The following is a 15,151-nucleotide window of genomic DNA, read 5'->3' as shown; positions in this document are numbered from 1 at the left end:
GGACGGGCGCTCCGCCATGCTCAGCCGGTTTTGGCGGTTCCCGCTCCCGGCCGCTGCATGATCGTCGCCTGAGCGAGCATGCGGACCGTCGCGATCACGGCGATGGCGGAGATCGCGGTCGCCAGCGAGAACAGGACGCCGTAGCCCATTGCGTCAGCGAGCTTGCCGGCCAGCATCGAGCCGGCGAGATAGACCAGCAATTGCGCGCAGGCGAGGATGGTGAAATCCGTGCCGGGCTGGTCCGAGGTCGTCACCGCCATGAACAGCGAATAGAGCGCGACGATCTCCATGTAGCGGATCAGGGTCTGGAAGCCGGCGGCGCCGAACAAGGGCCAGACCCCGACCACGGCGCCGAGCGCATGCGCCGCGAACAGCGCGAAGCAGATCGTCCGCAGGCCGCCGAGCAGGGCGAGCACGAAGGAGAGCCCCTGCCGCTGCACCATCCAGGCGGCGATCGCCGAACCCGCAAGCCCCGCGGTCGTCGCCGAGAGGCCGGAGAGATAGCCGATCTGGTCGAGCGGGATGCCGGCATCGACGAGATAGGAGCCTTCCATCGCCTTCACGAGACCTTCGCTCGCCCGATAGGTCAGGGCGATCCAGAGGATCTGGCGGGCCTCGGGGCGCTTCAGGAAGGTGCGGATCGACGGGCGCGGCGCCGGGGCGATGCCGGGCACGGGATCGTCCTCCCGCATCATCGCGGCGGCGATTAGGGGCAGGAGCGAGATCGCGGCGATGGTGACCAGCATCCCGGTCCAGCCGATATGATGGTAGAGCACGAGGCCGAGCGTGCCGCCGATGACGACGCCGAAGGCGACCGAGCCGCCCTGGATGGCGTTGCCGATGGCGCGGTCTGCCTCGGGCAGATATTTCGCGGCATAGCCGTCGGTCGCGATATCCTGCGTCGAGATCAGGAGCGAGGCGACGAAACCGATCGCGATGATCGCATTGACCTCAGTCGGCCCCACTAGGATCAGGGCGAGGATGGCAAGGATCGTCAGGCTCTGGGTGATGAAGACCCAGCCGGCGCGGTGCGCCCGCGCGAAGGGCCGGATGCGATCGACCCAGGGCGCCCAGAGGAATTTCAGGACGAGCGGCAGCAGGAGGATGCTCATCATGCCGATGGCGGTGCGGGAGACGCCGAGCTCGCGCATGATCGGCGGCAGTGCCGCAACGAAGAGATAGGACGGGATCGCCTGCGCCAGATAGAGCCCGCCCAGCACGGCGAAGAGCCGATAGCGCTGGCTCGGTTCAAGCGCGGCGGTTCTGCCCGAGGGCTCGATAGCGCTGCTCATGACGCTGCACCGTTGTAGTGGCTCAGCAGAAAGGCCCGGCCCACGGCCTCCTCGCGCTCTGCGACGATCGGGAAGGGCCAGAGCCGGCGGAAGATTTCCGCGGTCTTCTCGCTGGCATCGGGCCGCACGATCGCGCAGGCGCGGCAGGCGAGCGAGACCCGGTCCCGCGTCGCCTTGAACCAGAGCGCCTGCTCGCGCTCGCCCGCCTGCGAGAGGGCCCGCCCGCCGCCGAAGATCGTCAGTAGCGTATAGGGCTCGTCGCGCTGGCCGACCTGATGGAGCGCGTCGAGATAGGCGCGCTCGTCCTGCGGCTCATAGGGCGGCATGAAGCGCAGCGTCACCACCGCGTCGGCGTCGATCTCGAGGCTGACCATCAAATTCACCAAAATGACTTGGGCAGCTCAGCCCTCATCCTGAGGAGCGCTCGGAGAGCGCGTCTCGAAGGATGTTCCAGTGCGCTCTGGAGCATCCTTCGAGGCGCCGTTTCACGGCTCCTCAGGATGAGGGCTGAGGCATCCTATCTCAGAAGGTTTTGCGGAAGCCGACGGTGACGGTGCGGCCCCAGCCATAGTTCGGCAGGTTGCGCACCGAGGTCGCGGTCGGGTTCTGGTAGGCGCGGTCGAACAGGTTGTTGACCGCGACATAGGCCTCGCCCTCCCAGATCGGTGCGGTGAGCGCGAGGTTCATCGTCGCCGCGCCCTTCAGCTTGTAGCGCGTGCCGCGCAGGTCGATCGCGACGTCGCGGTCCGAGAAGGCCTCGCCCTCGACCCGGAACTGCATGCCGTTCACGAAGCGGTAGCTGCCATAGAGCATGCCGCGCCAGGGCGAGCCGATGCGGTTGTTCGGCAGGTTGCTGTCGAGCCTGCCGTCGCCGTCGGTGTCGTAGCGACCTTCGCGATAGGACAGGACCGTACCCATGGTGAAGGCGTCGGTGATGGTGACGTCGCCGGTCGCCTCGACGCCCCAGATCCGCTCCTTCTGCTGCGACATCGTGTTGGTGACGGAATCGAAGGTGACGCCGTCATCGGAGGTGCTGACGAAGCCGGTCAGCGAGCCCTTGAAGCGGTCATAGCTGCCGCGGATGCCGAGCTCGTAGCTGTTCACGATCTGCGCCTTCGGCGCGATCGCCGAATAGCTGATCGTCTGGCGGTTGGCCGGCAGGCAGCTCGGCAGCGCCACGGGGCAAGCGTATTGCGTCGAGATGCCGGCGCGGCGGGTGAAGGCGCCGACATCCGGCAGCGCGAAGCCCTGCGAGAAGCCGCCGAAGATTTCGCTGGTCTCGGACAGCTTGATCGTCGCGCCGAGATTGGCGGTCAGCGCCGAATAGTCGAAATCGCCGCCGAGCACGCGCAGCGCCGGCAGCACGAAGGCCTGGTAGCCCTGCGGGTTGTTGGCGGCGACCGCCGCATAGGCGGCCGGACGGGTATAGTCGCTGACCGAGAGCGAGAAATGCTCGTAGCGCAGGCCGCCGCGCAGCACGACGCGCTCGCCGATCGGGATCTGCAGCTGGCCGAAGCCGGCGGCCGTCGTCTGCTTCAGCGGCGTGAAGACGTCCTGTCCGCTGGTCAGGGTCTGCCAGGTCTTCTCCTGGATCAGGTCGCCGCCCCAGGTCAGCTTGGCGCCGGGCAGAATCACGTCGAGCGGGGTATCGATCGTGAGGTTCAAGCCACCACGCTGCGAATAGAGCGTCGTCTGGTTGTCCCGGCTCGTCGGCGAGAGCGGGTTGAACGAGTAGTAGACCTGCGAATTATACGGGAAGGAGAAGGTCGAATAATTGAAGCGCTTCTTGATATCGTTGTAGTAGCCGAGCACGCTGAGCTTGCCGAGCGCGAAATCGGGATCGCTATAGCGCAGCGACACGGACTTGGTGTCCTCCAGCACGCTCTGGCCGTTATAGAGCTGCGTCCGGTCAGGCCGGGCGAAGGGCGCCGCGTAATTGGTCAGGTATTTCGGGTCCTGGTCGAAGCCGATCCAGGAGGCATTGAGTTCGATGCGCTTGCCGCCGGCAAAGTCGTAGCCGAGCTTGGCCAGCAGATTGCCGGCCTTGTAGCGGTCGCCGCCGCCCTGGCCGAGCAGGCCGTCCGAGGGGAGTTCGCGCCCGGCGCCGTCATAGGTGCGACCCGCGCCGCGAATCTGGCCCGAGAACAGATAGTCGAAGCCATCCGGTACCTTGCCGGAGACCGTGACCGAGGTTTCCGGCGCCAGCGAGCGGCCGATATTCTGGGTGAAGCCGCGGATCGCGGTGTTGACCGTGACGCGCGGCTTGCCCTCGGCCGCCTTCCGCGTGATGAAATTGACCGTGCCGCCGGTGGCGCCCGCGCCATAGAGGCTGGAGGCGCCGGCGACGACCTCGATGCGCTCGACCGTGTTGAGGTCGATCAGCGAGAGGATGCGCGAGACGTCGCGCAGCGGCGTGTTCATCGGCACGCCGTCGATCATCACCAGCAGGTCGCGGCCGCGATAATTCTCCGAGGCGCTGGAGACCGTCTGCGTCGACATCGAATAGCCCGGCACCAGCTTGCCGAGCGCGGTCGCGGCATTCGGGCTGAACTTGAGCTGCTGCTCGATTTCCGTCCGGTCGATGACCTGGACCGATTGCGGCGTCTCGGCCGTGCTGCGCTCGGTGCGGGCGGCGGTCACCGTGATCGTGTCGAGATCGATCGTCGTCGGTGCGGACGCGGCGCGGCCCGGCGCTGCCGCGCGGCTTCCGGACTGTGGCGAAACCTGCGCCACCGCCATCGAGGAGGCGAGGAGGGCCACGAGGCTGGTGGCGAGGCTGATCGATCTGGTCATGGTTCTACCTGGCGGCGCCGGCAGCGGTTCTGCTCATGTCTTGGGCAGGAAACCGATGTCGCTCTGATGGTGGATTACTTGTCTTGCTTCAGAATTAGTTCTTTAGAATTATAGTAAAGTAGCTTGATTTCATCGCGGATTCGATGTGTGATGAGTGTCATCAGCGATTTCAGTTGTTGCTGTAATGTTGTTTCTGCGGTCTAAGCTTGGACTTCCGCGAACGCCCTATAGGACTGAGACGAATCCGGTGTCGAAAACGGGAGATGTGGCTGTCGCGACACGCCTTGGCCTGGAGGCGGCCCCGGAAGCGCGGAATTTCGTGCCGTTCTGGCTGGTTTCCGCCGATGTCGGCCGCGACGAGGCGAGCACGCTGTCGCGGCGCATCCTCGGCCGTAACGTCGCCCGCGAAGCCGCGGCGCCCGATCTGCCCCTGCCTTTCGACGCGCGCTGCGTCCTGACCACGCGCCCCGATATCGGCCTGCGCTCCTGTTTCGCTCCGGCCTCGCACTGGATCTGGCAGCCGGAGCGGGGTGAGAAGGGCGCGCGCTACATCCTCATCCGCCCGGCCGAGGCGCGCGTCGTGATCCGCCAGGGCGACCGCCGCATTGCCTTGCGGGCTCGCGAAGCGGCGGCGCTCGTCCTCGACCAGCCGACGGAGTTCGTTCTCGCCCAGCCGGGCCGCATCGACGTGATCGAACTCGACGCCGCCCTGTTGCCGCTGCTGGCCGGGGAGGGGGCGGGGCTGATGCAGGTCATCCCGCGCTCGAACCCGGGCTTGCAGGCGCTGGCGCATTACGGCGCGTTGCTGCTGCGCGGCCTGCTGCCCTTGAATTCGACCGAGCTTCAGGCTCTCGCCAAGGGCCATGTCCATGATCTCATCGGAGCCGCCCTGTCGGATCGCGAACCTGCGGCGCCGGCTGCGATGGCAGACCGGCGGGCCGGCCGCCTTGCCGCGATCAAGGCCGATATCGAGGCGCGGCTGGAGCGGCGCGAACTCGGCGTGGAGATGATCGCGACCCTGCACGGCATCAGCGCCCGCGTCGTGCAGAAGCTCTTCGAGGCGGAGGGCCGGACCTTCTCCGATTATGTGCTGGAACGCCGGCTCGACCGCGCCTGGCACCGGCTGGTCACGGCGGAAGGCGCCGCGCTGACCATCAGCGCTGTGGCCTATGAGGTCGGCTTCGGTGATCTCTCCTATTTCAACCGCTGTTTCCGCAAGCGCTTCGGCCGCCCGCCCTCGCAGATCAAGGCGCAGGCGGTCAGCGGCGAGGGCTGAGAGGTCTTTTAAACACCCGCCTCATCGCGAGAGTCTGGCCGCGAATGAGGTCGGTCATTTCAGGCGTTTGCGTTTTGACCTGAAATGCGCGGGTCATTCCGGACAAGCCGCGAAGCGGCGCCGATCCGGGATCCATTCCGGAGCGCTTCCGACCAAGGTTCAGGCATGGATCCCGGGTCTCCCTCCGGTCGCCCGGGATGACCCGTGCATTTTCCGCGATCAAATACTCTTTGAAATCATGATGCTAACTCGCGGCCAAACTCTGAGGAGCGCTTTGGGAAATGTCCAAACGGCCTTCGCTCCGCGTCACCCTCTGGCAGGGGCATGGGGACGGCCGGAAGACTCGACTCGCCTTCCGGCAAGGCTCGTTCTATAAAAGAACAAAGAGAGAACATTTATCGTGCCCCATGCCGGAAACCGCACCGACCCTGTCCGACCTGCGTCGCAGCTTTACTGAGGCCGCTCTGCGGAGCGGCCCGGCTGCGGCCGGCCGGATCGGCCTGGGCATGCCCGCTCTGGACGATGTCCTGAACGGCGGGCTCGCGCGGGCGGCACTGCATGAGGTCTATGCCGCCGAGGTGGCCGATCTCGCCGCCGCGACCGGTTTCGCGCTCGGCCTCGCATTGCGGGCGGGGCAGGCGGAAGAGAAGGCCGTCGGCCGCACCATTCTCTGGGCGCGACAGGATTTCGTCGATGCCGAGGCTGGGCGGCTCCATGCGCCGGGGCTGAATGAACTTGGCCTCGATCCGGCGCGCCTGCTGCTGGTGCGGGCGCGCGATGGCGAGGGCGTTCTGCGGGCCGGGGCCGAGGCGGCGCGCTGTGCTGCGCTCGGCGCCGTGCTGATCGAGCCCTGGGGCGAGCCGCGCCCTTTCGACCTGACGGCGAGTCGTCGTCTCGCTTTGGCGGCGGAGGCCTCGGGCGTGCCGGTGCTGCTGCTGCGCGTCGCGGCGGCCGAGGCGCCGAGCGCGGCGCGCACGCGCTGGCAGGTGAAGGCGCTCGCCTCGCGGGTGCTGGAGGCCAATGCGCCGGGCGCCCCGGCCTTCGCCTTGAGATTGCTGCGTCAGCGCGGCGGCGCGGCCGAGCGTGAGTGGCGTGTGGAGTGGGACCGTGACCGACATTGCTTTGCGGAACGCAGCCTTTTCGATCGAGCCGTCCGGACAGACCATGCCGCGCCGCTATCTCGCCCTCTGGTTCCCCTATCTGGCGACGGACAGGTTGCGGCGGACGGGCGCGATTCCGGCCTCCGGCGCGCCGGCTGAGAGGCCGCATGTCCTGACCGAGATGCAGGGTAATGCGCTGCGCCTCGTCGATTGCGACCAGCGCGCCGTCGCCCTCGGCCTGACCCGGGGGATGACGCTGGCCGATGCCCGCGCCCGCATCCCCGATCTCGTCGCGCTGGAGGCGCAGCCGCAGGCCGATCGCGAGTTCCTCGAAGCGCTCGCCGGTTTCTGCGACCGCTTCACGCCGCTCGTCGCGCTCGACGAGCCGCATGGCCTGATGCTCGATATCACCGGCTGCGCCCACCTTTTCGGCGGCGAGGCCGGGCTCGGCACGCTGGCGGCGCGGGCCATGCAGCGTGGCGGCCTTCAGCTCAAGGCCGCCATCGCCGGCACACCCGATGCGGCCCGCGCCAGCGCCCGTCATGGCCGTGGCGGCATCATCCCGCCGGGGCAGGAGGAGAGGTGGCTCCGCCCGCTGCCGACCGCCGCGCTCGATACCGACGCCGAGACCGTGATCGCGCTCTCCCGCGCCGGTCTCAAGATGCTCGATCATCTCGCGGAGCGGCCGTCCGAAACCCTCTCCGCCCGCTTCGGCGAAGAACTGGCAACGAAGCTCCGGCGCATCCTCGGCCATGAGGATCGTCGCATCACGCCGTTGCGCCCGCCGCCCGATTGCGTGGTCGAGCGCCATTTCGCCGAGCCTTTCGCCGATACCGCAAGCCTCGAGGCCGTGGTCGTCAGGCTGATCGGGGAGGCCGCGCGGGTGCTGGAAGCGCGTGGCGAGGGCGGGCGCGTCTTCGAACTCGGCTTCTTCCGCAGCGATGGCGCCGTGCGCCGTCTCGCCATCGAGACTGGCCGCCCGTCGCGCGATGCCAAGGCGTTGCTTCGGCTCTATCGCGAGCGCGTCGAGACCCTGTCCGACCCGCTCGATCCCGGCTTCGGCTTCGATGCGATCAAGCTTGCCGTGCCGCTTTGCGAGCCGCTCGACACGCCCCAGCACAGCCTCGACGGCCGCGCGGTCGAGGAGGAGGCGGTGGCCGATCTCGTCGACCGGCTCGTCACCCGCTTCGGCCGCGACCGGGTGCTGCGCTTCGCGGCGCAGGACACCCATCACCCCGTTCGCGCCGCCAAGGCGCTCTCGGCCGCGGCGCCATTGCCGGAGGCGGCATGGTCGGCGCCCGAGCCCGAGGAGCCGCCGGCCCGTCCGCTCCAGCTCTTCGAGCCGCCCCAGCCGGTCGAGGCCATTGCGGAAGTACCGGACGGTCCGCCGATCCGCTTTCGCTGGCGCCGCCTCATCCATGACGTCGCCCGTGCCGAAGGCCCCGAGCGTATCGCCCCCGAATGGTGGCGCGACGGCTCGGACGAGCCGATGCGCGACTACTACCGCGTCGAGGATGCCGAAGGCCGCCGCTTCTGGCTTTACCGCATCGGCTTCTACGAGGCCGACAGCGCCCCGCCACGCTGGTTCCTGCACGGGCTCTTCGCATGAATCAGATTGCGAATACCTTCGCCGAACCCGTTGCCGCCTCGCATTTTTCCTTCCTGCGCGGCGCCTCGCCGGGGCCGCATATGGTGCTGACCGCGCTGCTGCTCGGCTATTCCGGCATCGGCATCGCCGACCGCAACACGGTGGCGGGCGTCGTGCGCGCCTGGGCCGCGTTGAAGCAGCTGCGCGAGGACGGTCTGCCGGCGCCCGACAAGGTCAGGGAGGGTGGCAGCCCCGGCGAATATTACTGGGCCGAGAACCCTGAATTCGCCGCCCTGCCTTTCACGCCCGCGCAGATGAAGGCGAAGGTGGAGCGTTTCAAGCTCGCGACCGGCACCCGCCTCGTCTTCGCCGACGGCACGCCCGATATCGTCGTCTATCCCGCCAATCGGGCTGGCTGGGGTCGGCTCTGCCGCCTGCTCAGCCATGGCAACCTGAAGGATGGCGTGAAGAAGGGCGAATGCCGGCTCGTCCTCGACGACCTCCTGAACGACGCGCGCGACCTGCTGCTGATCCTGATGCCCGCGCGCAGCCTTGAGGGCCTGCCCGCGCTGCTCGCCCGGCTCGACGAGGCCGCGCCCGGCGCGGTCTGGCTTGCCGCCAGCATGCACCGGCGCGGCGACGATCGCCGCCGCCTCGCGCGCCTCAAGAATATCGCCGCCGCGACCCGCACGCCGCTGATCGCGACCAATGACGCGCTCTACGATTCCATCGCCCAGCGCGACCTGCAGGACGTGCTGACCTGCATCCGCGAGGGCACCACCATCGAGCGGGCCGGGCGCCTGCTCGAATCCAATGCCGAGCGCCATCTCAAGCTGCCGCAGGAGATGGCGCGTCTATTCCGCGATGCGCCCGAGGCCATCGCCGAGACGCAAGCCCTGTTCTCCCGCGTCGAGTTCGATCTCGGCCAACTCAAATACGAATACCCCGACGAGCCGATCCCGCCCGGCTGGAATGATCAGGACTGGCTGGTGGAACTGGTTCGGCGCTGCTGCCTGATCCGCTATCCCGACGGCGTGCCGGAGAAGGTCGAGAAACTGCTGGCGAAGGAGCTCGATCTGATCGGGAGGCTCGAATATGCCCGCTATTTCCTGACCATCCGCCAGATCGTCGAATTCGCCGAGAGCAAGGGCATCCTTTGCCAGGGCCGCGGCTCCGCAGCCAATTCCGCCGTCTGCTACGTGCTCGGCATCACCGCCGTCGATCCCAACGAGAATGACGTGCTGTTCGAGCGCTTCATCTCGACCGAGCGCAAGGAGCCGCCCGATATCGACGTCGATTTCGAGCATGAGCGGCGCGAGGAGGTGATCCAGTGGATCTATGAGTTCTACGGCCGCGAACGCGCCGGCATCGCCGCGACCGTGATCCATTACCGGCCACGCAGCGCCATCCGCGAGGCCGGCAAGGTGCTGGGCCTGACCGAGGACGTCACCGCCCGCATCGCCGATACCAATTGGGGCAGCTGGGGCAGCGAGATCGGCGATGCCCGCGTCCGCCAGGCCGGGCTCGACCCGACCAATCCGACGATCCGCCGCGCTGTCGGCTTCGCCACCCGGTTATTGGGCTATCCGCGCCATCTCTCGCAGCATGTCGGCGGTTTCGTCCTGTCGCGCGGGCGCCTCGACGAGACCGTCCCGATCGGCAACGCCGCGATGGACGACCGCACCTTCATCGAATGGGACCGCGACGACATCGACGCATTGCAGTTGATGAAGGTCGATGTGCTGGCGCTCGGCATGCTGACCTGCATCCGCAAGGCGTTCGACCTGATCAGGGAGAACGGGGGAAGGGATTACGCGCTCGCCGACCTCAAGGATGGCGACAAGGCGACCTACGACATGCTCTGCGAGGGCAAGTCGCTCGGCGTCTTCCAAGTCGAGAGCCGCGCCCAGATGAACATGCTGCCGCGGCTCAGGCCGCGGGAGTTCTACGATCTCGTCATCCAGGTCGCGATCGTCCGCCCCGGTCCGATCCAGGGCAACATGGTTCATCCCTATCTGAAGCGGCGGGCCGGGATCGAGGAGGTGACTTACCCTTCGCCATCATCGGAGCACGGGCCGCCTGACGAACTTTATGAAGTACTGAGAAAGACCTTTGGTGTTCCACTCTTTCAAGAACAGGCCATGCGTTTGGCCATGGTCGCTGCCAAATTCACGGAGCCCGAGGCCAACGGCCTCCGCCGGGCGATGGCGACCTTTCGCAATGTTGGCACCATCCATCATTTCCAGGACATGATGGTCGAGCGCATGGTGGAGCGCGGCTATGAGCGGGATTTCGCTCAGCGCTGTTTCGAGCAGATCAAGGGCTTCGGCAGCTATGGCTTCCCGGAAAGCCACGCGGCTTCCTTCGCCAAGCTGGTCTACATCTCCTCTTTCCTGAAGAAGCACTATCCGGCCGCCTTCGCTGCCGCATTGCTGAATTCCCAGCCGATGGGCTTCTATGCCCCGGCCCAGATCGTGCGGGAGGCGGAGGAGAACGGCGGCGTCGAGGCGAGGCCGGCCGATGTCAATTCCAGCTGCCTGGACAACAGCTTGGAGCCCGTTTCGGAATCAAGTTCTTATCGCGACCGGCCGCGCGTGGAGGGCGGGACAGATCCCTTCGCATTGCGCCTGGGCTTCCGTCAGATCGACGGCTTCAAGGATGAGTGGGGTGAGGCCATCGCCGGGGAGCGCGAGACGGGCGGCCCCTATCGCGATGTCGAGGAACTGATGCGGCGCGCTGCTCTTCCCGCTCGCGCCATGCGCCTGCTCGCCGATGCCGATGCCTTCCGCTCGCTCGGGCTGGATCGCCGCGAGGCGCTCTGGGCCGTGCGCCGCCTGCCGGACGATCCCGCTCTGCCGCTGTTCCAGGCCGCGCAGGCCCGTGAACTGGGCTCGGAACGCAGCATGGCGCTGCCGCTCATGCCGCTGGCCGAGCATATCGTCGCCGACTATCAGACCGTCCGGCTCTCGCTGAAGGGGCACCCGATGCAGCTCCTGCGCCCGCGCTTCCGGCGCGAGGGCGTGCTGAGCTGCGCGGAAACCGAGGCGAAGCCCGATGCCGCCTTCGTCCGCACGGCGGGTATCGTGCTGGTGCGCCAGCGGCCGGGCAAGGGCAACGCCATCTTCGTGACGCTGGAGGACGAGACGGGCATCACCAATGTCGTGATCTGGGCGCGCCTGTTCGAGCGTTTCCGCCGCGAAGTCATGGGCGCGCGGTTGATGCTGGTCGAGGGCAGGGTGCAGAAAAGCGTCGAGGGCGTCACCCATCTCATGGCCCAGCGCATCGCCGATCGCTCGATCGATCTGCTCTCGCTCTCGGACACGCATCGCGCCGAGGTGCCGATGCCGATCGACGAACTCAAGAACCCGCCGCTGCCGCGCCACCGCCATCCGCGCAATGTCCGCATCCTCCCGAAATCGCGGGATTTCCATTGAACGGCAGGCGTTTCGCCTCGTCCTTTCCACCCCGCGCGGGTCATCCCGGGCGACCGAAGGGAGACCCGGGATCCATGCCGGAACCTCTCTCGGTGAGGCTCCGGCATGGATCCCGGATCGGCGCCGCTGCGCGGCTTGTCCGGGATGACGGAGAGGAGAAGGCAAGGGCGAAGCCTCCCTCCAGGGGACGGTCATCATCGTCCATCAAAACAAACTTCTCCAATGGAAGTGAAATAAGAAAAAACACGCTATCTGTTGTAAATTGAACCTTTGCCGCCATGGGTATAAGTGGTTCGTTCGATTTACCGAACAGGCGGCCACGACCATGGCGAACGGCTTCGGCTCGGACGAACCCACGACGACAACGCCCGCAGAGGCGCTGTTGGCGCGTCGCGCGGCCGCGCTCGATGCGGCGTTCGGCAAGGCGGACGTTGCCGGGCGTCTCGCGGGCATCGTCGCGGAAGCGAACGGGCGGGTGGTCTTCACCACCTCCTTCGGCCTCGAAGACCAGGTCCTCACCCATTTCATCGCGACGGCCAAGCTGCCGGTCACCTTCGCCACGCTCGATACCGGCCGGCTCTTTCCCGAAGTTTACGCCCTCTGGCAGGAGACCGAGGAGCGCTACGGCATCCTGATCCGCCCGTATTACCCGCGCCATGACACGCTTGAGCTCCATGTTCGCCAGAACGGCATCAACGGCTTCTATGCCTCGCGCGATGCCCGTAAATCCTGCTGCGACATCCGCAAGGTCGAGCCGCTCGGCCGGGCACTCGCCGGTGCCTCCATCTGGCTGACCGGCCTGCGCGCCGATCAGTCGGCCGCGCGGGGCGGCGTGAAGCTGGCGGAGGCCGATGCGGCCCGTGGCCTCGTCAAGGCGAGCCCGTTGGTCGACTGGACGCATGAGCGCGCGTTCGCCTTCGCGCAGGAGAACGCCGTGCCGCTCAACCCGCTGCACGCGCAGGGTTTCGTCTCGATCGGCTGCCAGCCCTGCACCCGCGCCATCCGCCCCGGCGAGCCCGAGAGGGCCGGGCGCTGGTGGTGGGAGGACGACGCGGCGAAGGAATGCGGCCTGCATGTCGGGCAGGACGGGAAGCTGGCGCGCGTCCAGGCTGCGACGGTGGAGGTGCGCCAATGATTCAGCTCAGCCATCTCCAGAAGCTCGAGGCGGAGGCGATCTTCATCATCCGCGAGGTCGTGGCGACCTGCGACAAACCGGTGCTGCTCTATTCGATCGGCAAGGATTCCGCCGTCCTGCTGCATCTCGTGATGAAGGCGTTCTATCCCGCCAAGCCGCCTTTCCCGCTGCTCCATGTCGATACCACCTGGAAGTTCCGCGAGATGATCGCCTTCCGCGACGAGACGGCGAAGCGGCTCGGGCTCGACCTGATCGTCCATATCAACCGCGAGGGCGTCGAGGCCGGGATCAGCCCCTTCGCCTCCGGCTCGCGCGTCCATACCGACGTGATGAAGACGCAAGGGTTGAAGCAGGCGCTCGACCTCCACAGGTTCGATGCGGCCTTCGGCGGTGCTCGCCGCGACGAGGAGAAGAGCCGGGCCAAGGAGCGCGTCTTCTCGCTGCGCTCGCCTGAACATCGTTGGGACCCGAAGAACCAGCGCCCCGAGCCCTGGCAGCTCTTCAACACCCGCAAGCACCGCGGCGAGAGCTTTCGGGTGTTTCCGCTCTCGAATTGGACCGAGCGCGACGTCTGGGACTACATCGCGCTGGAGAACATCCCGGTCGTGCCGCTTTATTTCGCGGCACCGCGCCCGGTGGTCTGGCGCGACGGCGCCTGGATCATGCGCGACGACGAGCGCATGGAACTCCTCCCCGGCGAGACGGTCGAGACCCGCATGGTCCGCTTCCGCACGCTGGGTTGCTACCCGCTGACCGGCGCCGTCGAGAGCGAGGCGGCGAACCTCACCGACATCATCGCCGAGATGCGCTCGTCGCGATCCTCCGAACGGCAAGGCCGCGTCATCGACCATGACGGCTCCGGCTCGATGGAGCAGAAGAAGCAGGAAGGCTATTTCTGATGGGCTTCGCGCTCGCCAAGAAGAAAACACCGAAGCCGCCGCAGACCCCGCTTCCGGCCAACGATACGCCGGCCGCCTCCGAATCCGGCCAGCATTCGCTCCTGCGCTTCATCACCTGCGGCTCGGTCGATGACGGCAAGTCGACCTTGATCGGCCGCATGCTCTACGAGGCCGGCGCGGTCTTCGACGACCAGCTCAGCGCGCTCGACAGCGATTCCCGCAAGTTCGGCACGCAGGGCGAGGCGCCGGATTTCGCGTTGCTGGTCGACGGCCTCTCGGCCGAGCGCGAGCAGGGCATCACCATCGATGTCGCCTATCGCTATTTCGCGACGCAGACGCGCAGCTTCATCGTCGCCGACACGCCCGGCCACGAGCAGTACACCCGCAATATGGCGACGGGCGCCTCCACGGCCGATCTCGCGATCATCCTGGTCGATGCGCGTAAAGGTCTACTGCCGCAGACGCGCCGCCATTCCTTCATCGTCTCGCTGGTTGGCGTCCGCCATGTCGTGGTCGCCATCAACAAGATGGACCTCGTCGGCTATGACGCGGCCGTCTTCGAAAAGATCGCGGCCGAGTACCGCGCGGCGGTGCAGAGCCTCGGCTTCGCCTCGATCCGCTTCATCCCGGTTTCGGCCCGCGACGGCGAGAACGTCATGCGGCCTTCCGCGCTGATGCCCTGGTATTACGGCCCGGCGCTGCTGCCCTATCTCGAAGGCGTCGCGATCACCCACGCTGTGCCGGCCGATGAGGGCTTCATTTTGCCTGTGCAATGGGTCAACCGGCCCGATCTCGACTTCCGCGGCTATGCCGGTGCGGCTGTCGCCGGGCGCGCCCGCGTCGGCGATCCCGTCGTCGCATTGCCGTCCGGCCGCACCAGCCGCATCGCAAGGCTGATCGGCGCGGCTGGCGAGGCCAGCCAGATCGCCGCCGGGCAGGCCGCGACGGTGATGCTGGAGGACGATATCGACATTTCGCGCGGCGACGTCATCGCTGCAGCGGGCTCGGCGCTTCCGGTGAGCCGTGGTCTCAAGGCGCGCCTGCTCTGGACCGGCGAGCGCGCCATGCTCGAAGGCGGCCAGTTCCTGGTGAAGCTCGCGACGCAAAGCGCCAATGCCTCGGTCGAGGCGCTGCATCACAGCATCGACATCGAGGGTTTCCAGCCGCTGCCGGCGCAGAGCCTGGGCATGAACGGCATCGGCCTCGTCACGCTCCGGCTCGACCGGCCACTGGTCTCCTTGCCCTATGCGAGAAGCCACGAGCTTGGCGGCTTCATCCTGATCGACCGGATCAGCAACGAGACGGTGGCCTTCGGCTTCGTCGAGCCGGGTGAGGGAGCCGTCCAGCAGGCCGTGGGCGATGGCGGGGCGCTGGCCCGGACGAAGCGCGGCGTCGTCCGCATCGTCGGGCGGCCGGGTACGCCGGATCGCAGAGCCTGGCTTGCGGGCGTGAGCTGGCGCGTCCTGAGCACGGCGGGGCTGTTCGCGGCGGCCTTCGCGCTGACGGCCAATGCGGCGGCGTCCCTGGCGCTCGCTTTCGGCGACATCCTGCTGCGTCCCGGTTTGCGGGCGCTGCATATGCGGCTCTGGCGGAAGGCGCCGACAGGCATCTTGCAGGATGGCGCGGGGATTTGA

The 15,151-nt window shown here is 67.3% G+C and carries 10 protein-coding genes; 7 read left to right on the top strand and 3 right to left on the bottom strand.

What is annotated here, in order from left to right; all coding sequences use genetic code 11:
- Positions 1-20 precede the first annotated feature (20 nt).
- From WFK61_RS16915 to WFK61_RS16905, 3 genes are all read right to left on the bottom strand, one after another.
- Positions 21-1,292, bottom strand: coding sequence for an MFS transporter (locus tag WFK61_RS16915; protein ID WP_336813257.1), 1,272 nt, complete (start codon positions 1,290-1,292; stop codon positions 21-23).
- Entirely contained in the window at positions 1,289-1,666 is a 378-nt protein-coding gene (locus tag WFK61_RS16910; RefSeq protein WP_336813256.1) for a hypothetical protein, read from the bottom strand. Before WFK61_RS16910 ends, WFK61_RS16915 begins: the two co-directional genes overlap by 4 nt.
- 148 nt (positions 1,667-1,814) lie before the next feature.
- Positions 1,815-4,085 carry a TonB-dependent receptor gene (locus WFK61_RS16905; protein WP_336813255.1) on the bottom strand — a complete coding sequence of 757 codons (2,271 nt, stop codon included), beginning with the start codon at positions 4,083-4,085 and terminating at the stop codon, positions 1,815-1,817.
- 247 nt (positions 4,086-4,332) lie between these two features.
- Between WFK61_RS16905 and WFK61_RS16900 the strand changes: the two genes are divergently transcribed.
- The 7 genes from WFK61_RS16900 to WFK61_RS16870 all read left to right on the top strand — a co-directional run bounded on the left by WFK61_RS16900 (position 4,333) and on the right by WFK61_RS16870 (position 15,151).
- A complete protein-coding gene (locus tag WFK61_RS16900; RefSeq protein WP_336813254.1) occupies positions 4,333-5,361 on the top strand; it encodes a helix-turn-helix domain-containing protein in 1,029 nt (342 codons plus the stop codon).
- Positions 5,362-5,867: 506 nt separating this feature from the next.
- Complete coding sequence (locus WFK61_RS16895; protein ID WP_336813253.1) at positions 5,868-6,620, top strand: ImuA family protein; 753 nt, start codon at positions 5,868-5,870, stop codon at positions 6,618-6,620.
- Complete coding sequence (locus WFK61_RS16890; RefSeq protein WP_336813252.1) at positions 6,526-8,070, top strand: Y-family DNA polymerase; 1,545 nt, start codon at positions 6,526-6,528, stop codon at positions 8,068-8,070. Before WFK61_RS16895 ends, WFK61_RS16890 begins: the two co-directional genes overlap by 95 nt.
- Positions 8,067-11,483 carry an error-prone DNA polymerase gene (locus WFK61_RS16885; RefSeq protein WP_336813251.1) on the top strand — a complete coding sequence of 1,139 codons (3,417 nt, stop codon included), beginning with the start codon at positions 8,067-8,069 and terminating at the stop codon, positions 11,481-11,483. Before WFK61_RS16890 ends, WFK61_RS16885 begins: the two co-directional genes overlap by 4 nt.
- 325 nt (positions 11,484-11,808) lie before the next feature.
- Positions 11,809-12,618 (top strand): phosphoadenylyl-sulfate reductase, encoded by an 810-nt coding sequence (locus WFK61_RS16880; protein ID WP_336813250.1) that lies wholly within the window; start codon positions 11,809-11,811, stop codon positions 12,616-12,618.
- The gene (gene cysD, locus WFK61_RS16875; protein ID WP_336813249.1) at positions 12,615-13,517 is read left to right on the top strand and encodes a sulfate adenylyltransferase subunit CysD; all 903 of its coding nucleotides are present in this window, start codon (positions 12,615-12,617) and stop codon (positions 13,515-13,517) included. The genes WFK61_RS16880 and cysD overlap by 4 nt, the downstream gene beginning before the upstream one ends.
- Entirely contained in the window at positions 13,517-15,151 is a 1,635-nt protein-coding gene (locus tag WFK61_RS16870) for a sulfate adenylyltransferase subunit 1 (RefSeq protein ID WP_336813248.1), read from the top strand. The genes cysD and WFK61_RS16870 overlap by 1 nt, the downstream gene beginning before the upstream one ends.

Origin of the sequence: Allobosea sp. MMO-172 (genome assembly GCF_037147855.1) — a bacterium.
Lineage (GTDB): Bacteria > Pseudomonadota > Alphaproteobacteria > Rhizobiales > Beijerinckiaceae > Allobosea.
This window is presented reverse-complemented; position numbering and strand designations above follow the sequence as displayed.

Coding starts and splice junctions, on each gene's coding strand:
- WFK61_RS16905 (WP_336813255.1), bottom strand. CDS start 4,085: ATGACCAGATCGATCAGCCTCGCCACCAGCCTCGTGGCCCTCCTCGCC.
- cysD (WP_336813249.1), top strand. CDS start 12,615: ATGATTCAGCTCAGCCATCTCCAGAAGCTCGAGGCGGAGGCGATCTTC.
- WFK61_RS16890 (WP_336813252.1), top strand. CDS start 6,526: ATGCCGCGCCGCTATCTCGCCCTCTGGTTCCCCTATCTGGCGACGGAC.
- WFK61_RS16895 (WP_336813253.1), top strand. CDS start 5,868: ATGCCCGCTCTGGACGATGTCCTGAACGGCGGGCTCGCGCGGGCGGCA.
- WFK61_RS16915 (WP_336813257.1), bottom strand. CDS start 1,292: ATGAGCAGCGCTATCGAGCCCTCGGGCAGAACCGCCGCGCTTGAACCG.
- WFK61_RS16880 (WP_336813250.1), top strand. CDS start 11,809: ATGGCGAACGGCTTCGGCTCGGACGAACCCACGACGACAACGCCCGCA.
- WFK61_RS16870 (WP_336813248.1), top strand. CDS start 13,517: ATGGGCTTCGCGCTCGCCAAGAAGAAAACACCGAAGCCGCCGCAGACC.
- WFK61_RS16910 (WP_336813256.1), bottom strand. CDS start 1,666: ATGGTCAGCCTCGAGATCGACGCCGACGCGGTGGTGACGCTGCGCTTC.
- WFK61_RS16885 (WP_336813251.1), top strand. CDS start 8,067: ATGAATCAGATTGCGAATACCTTCGCCGAACCCGTTGCCGCCTCGCAT.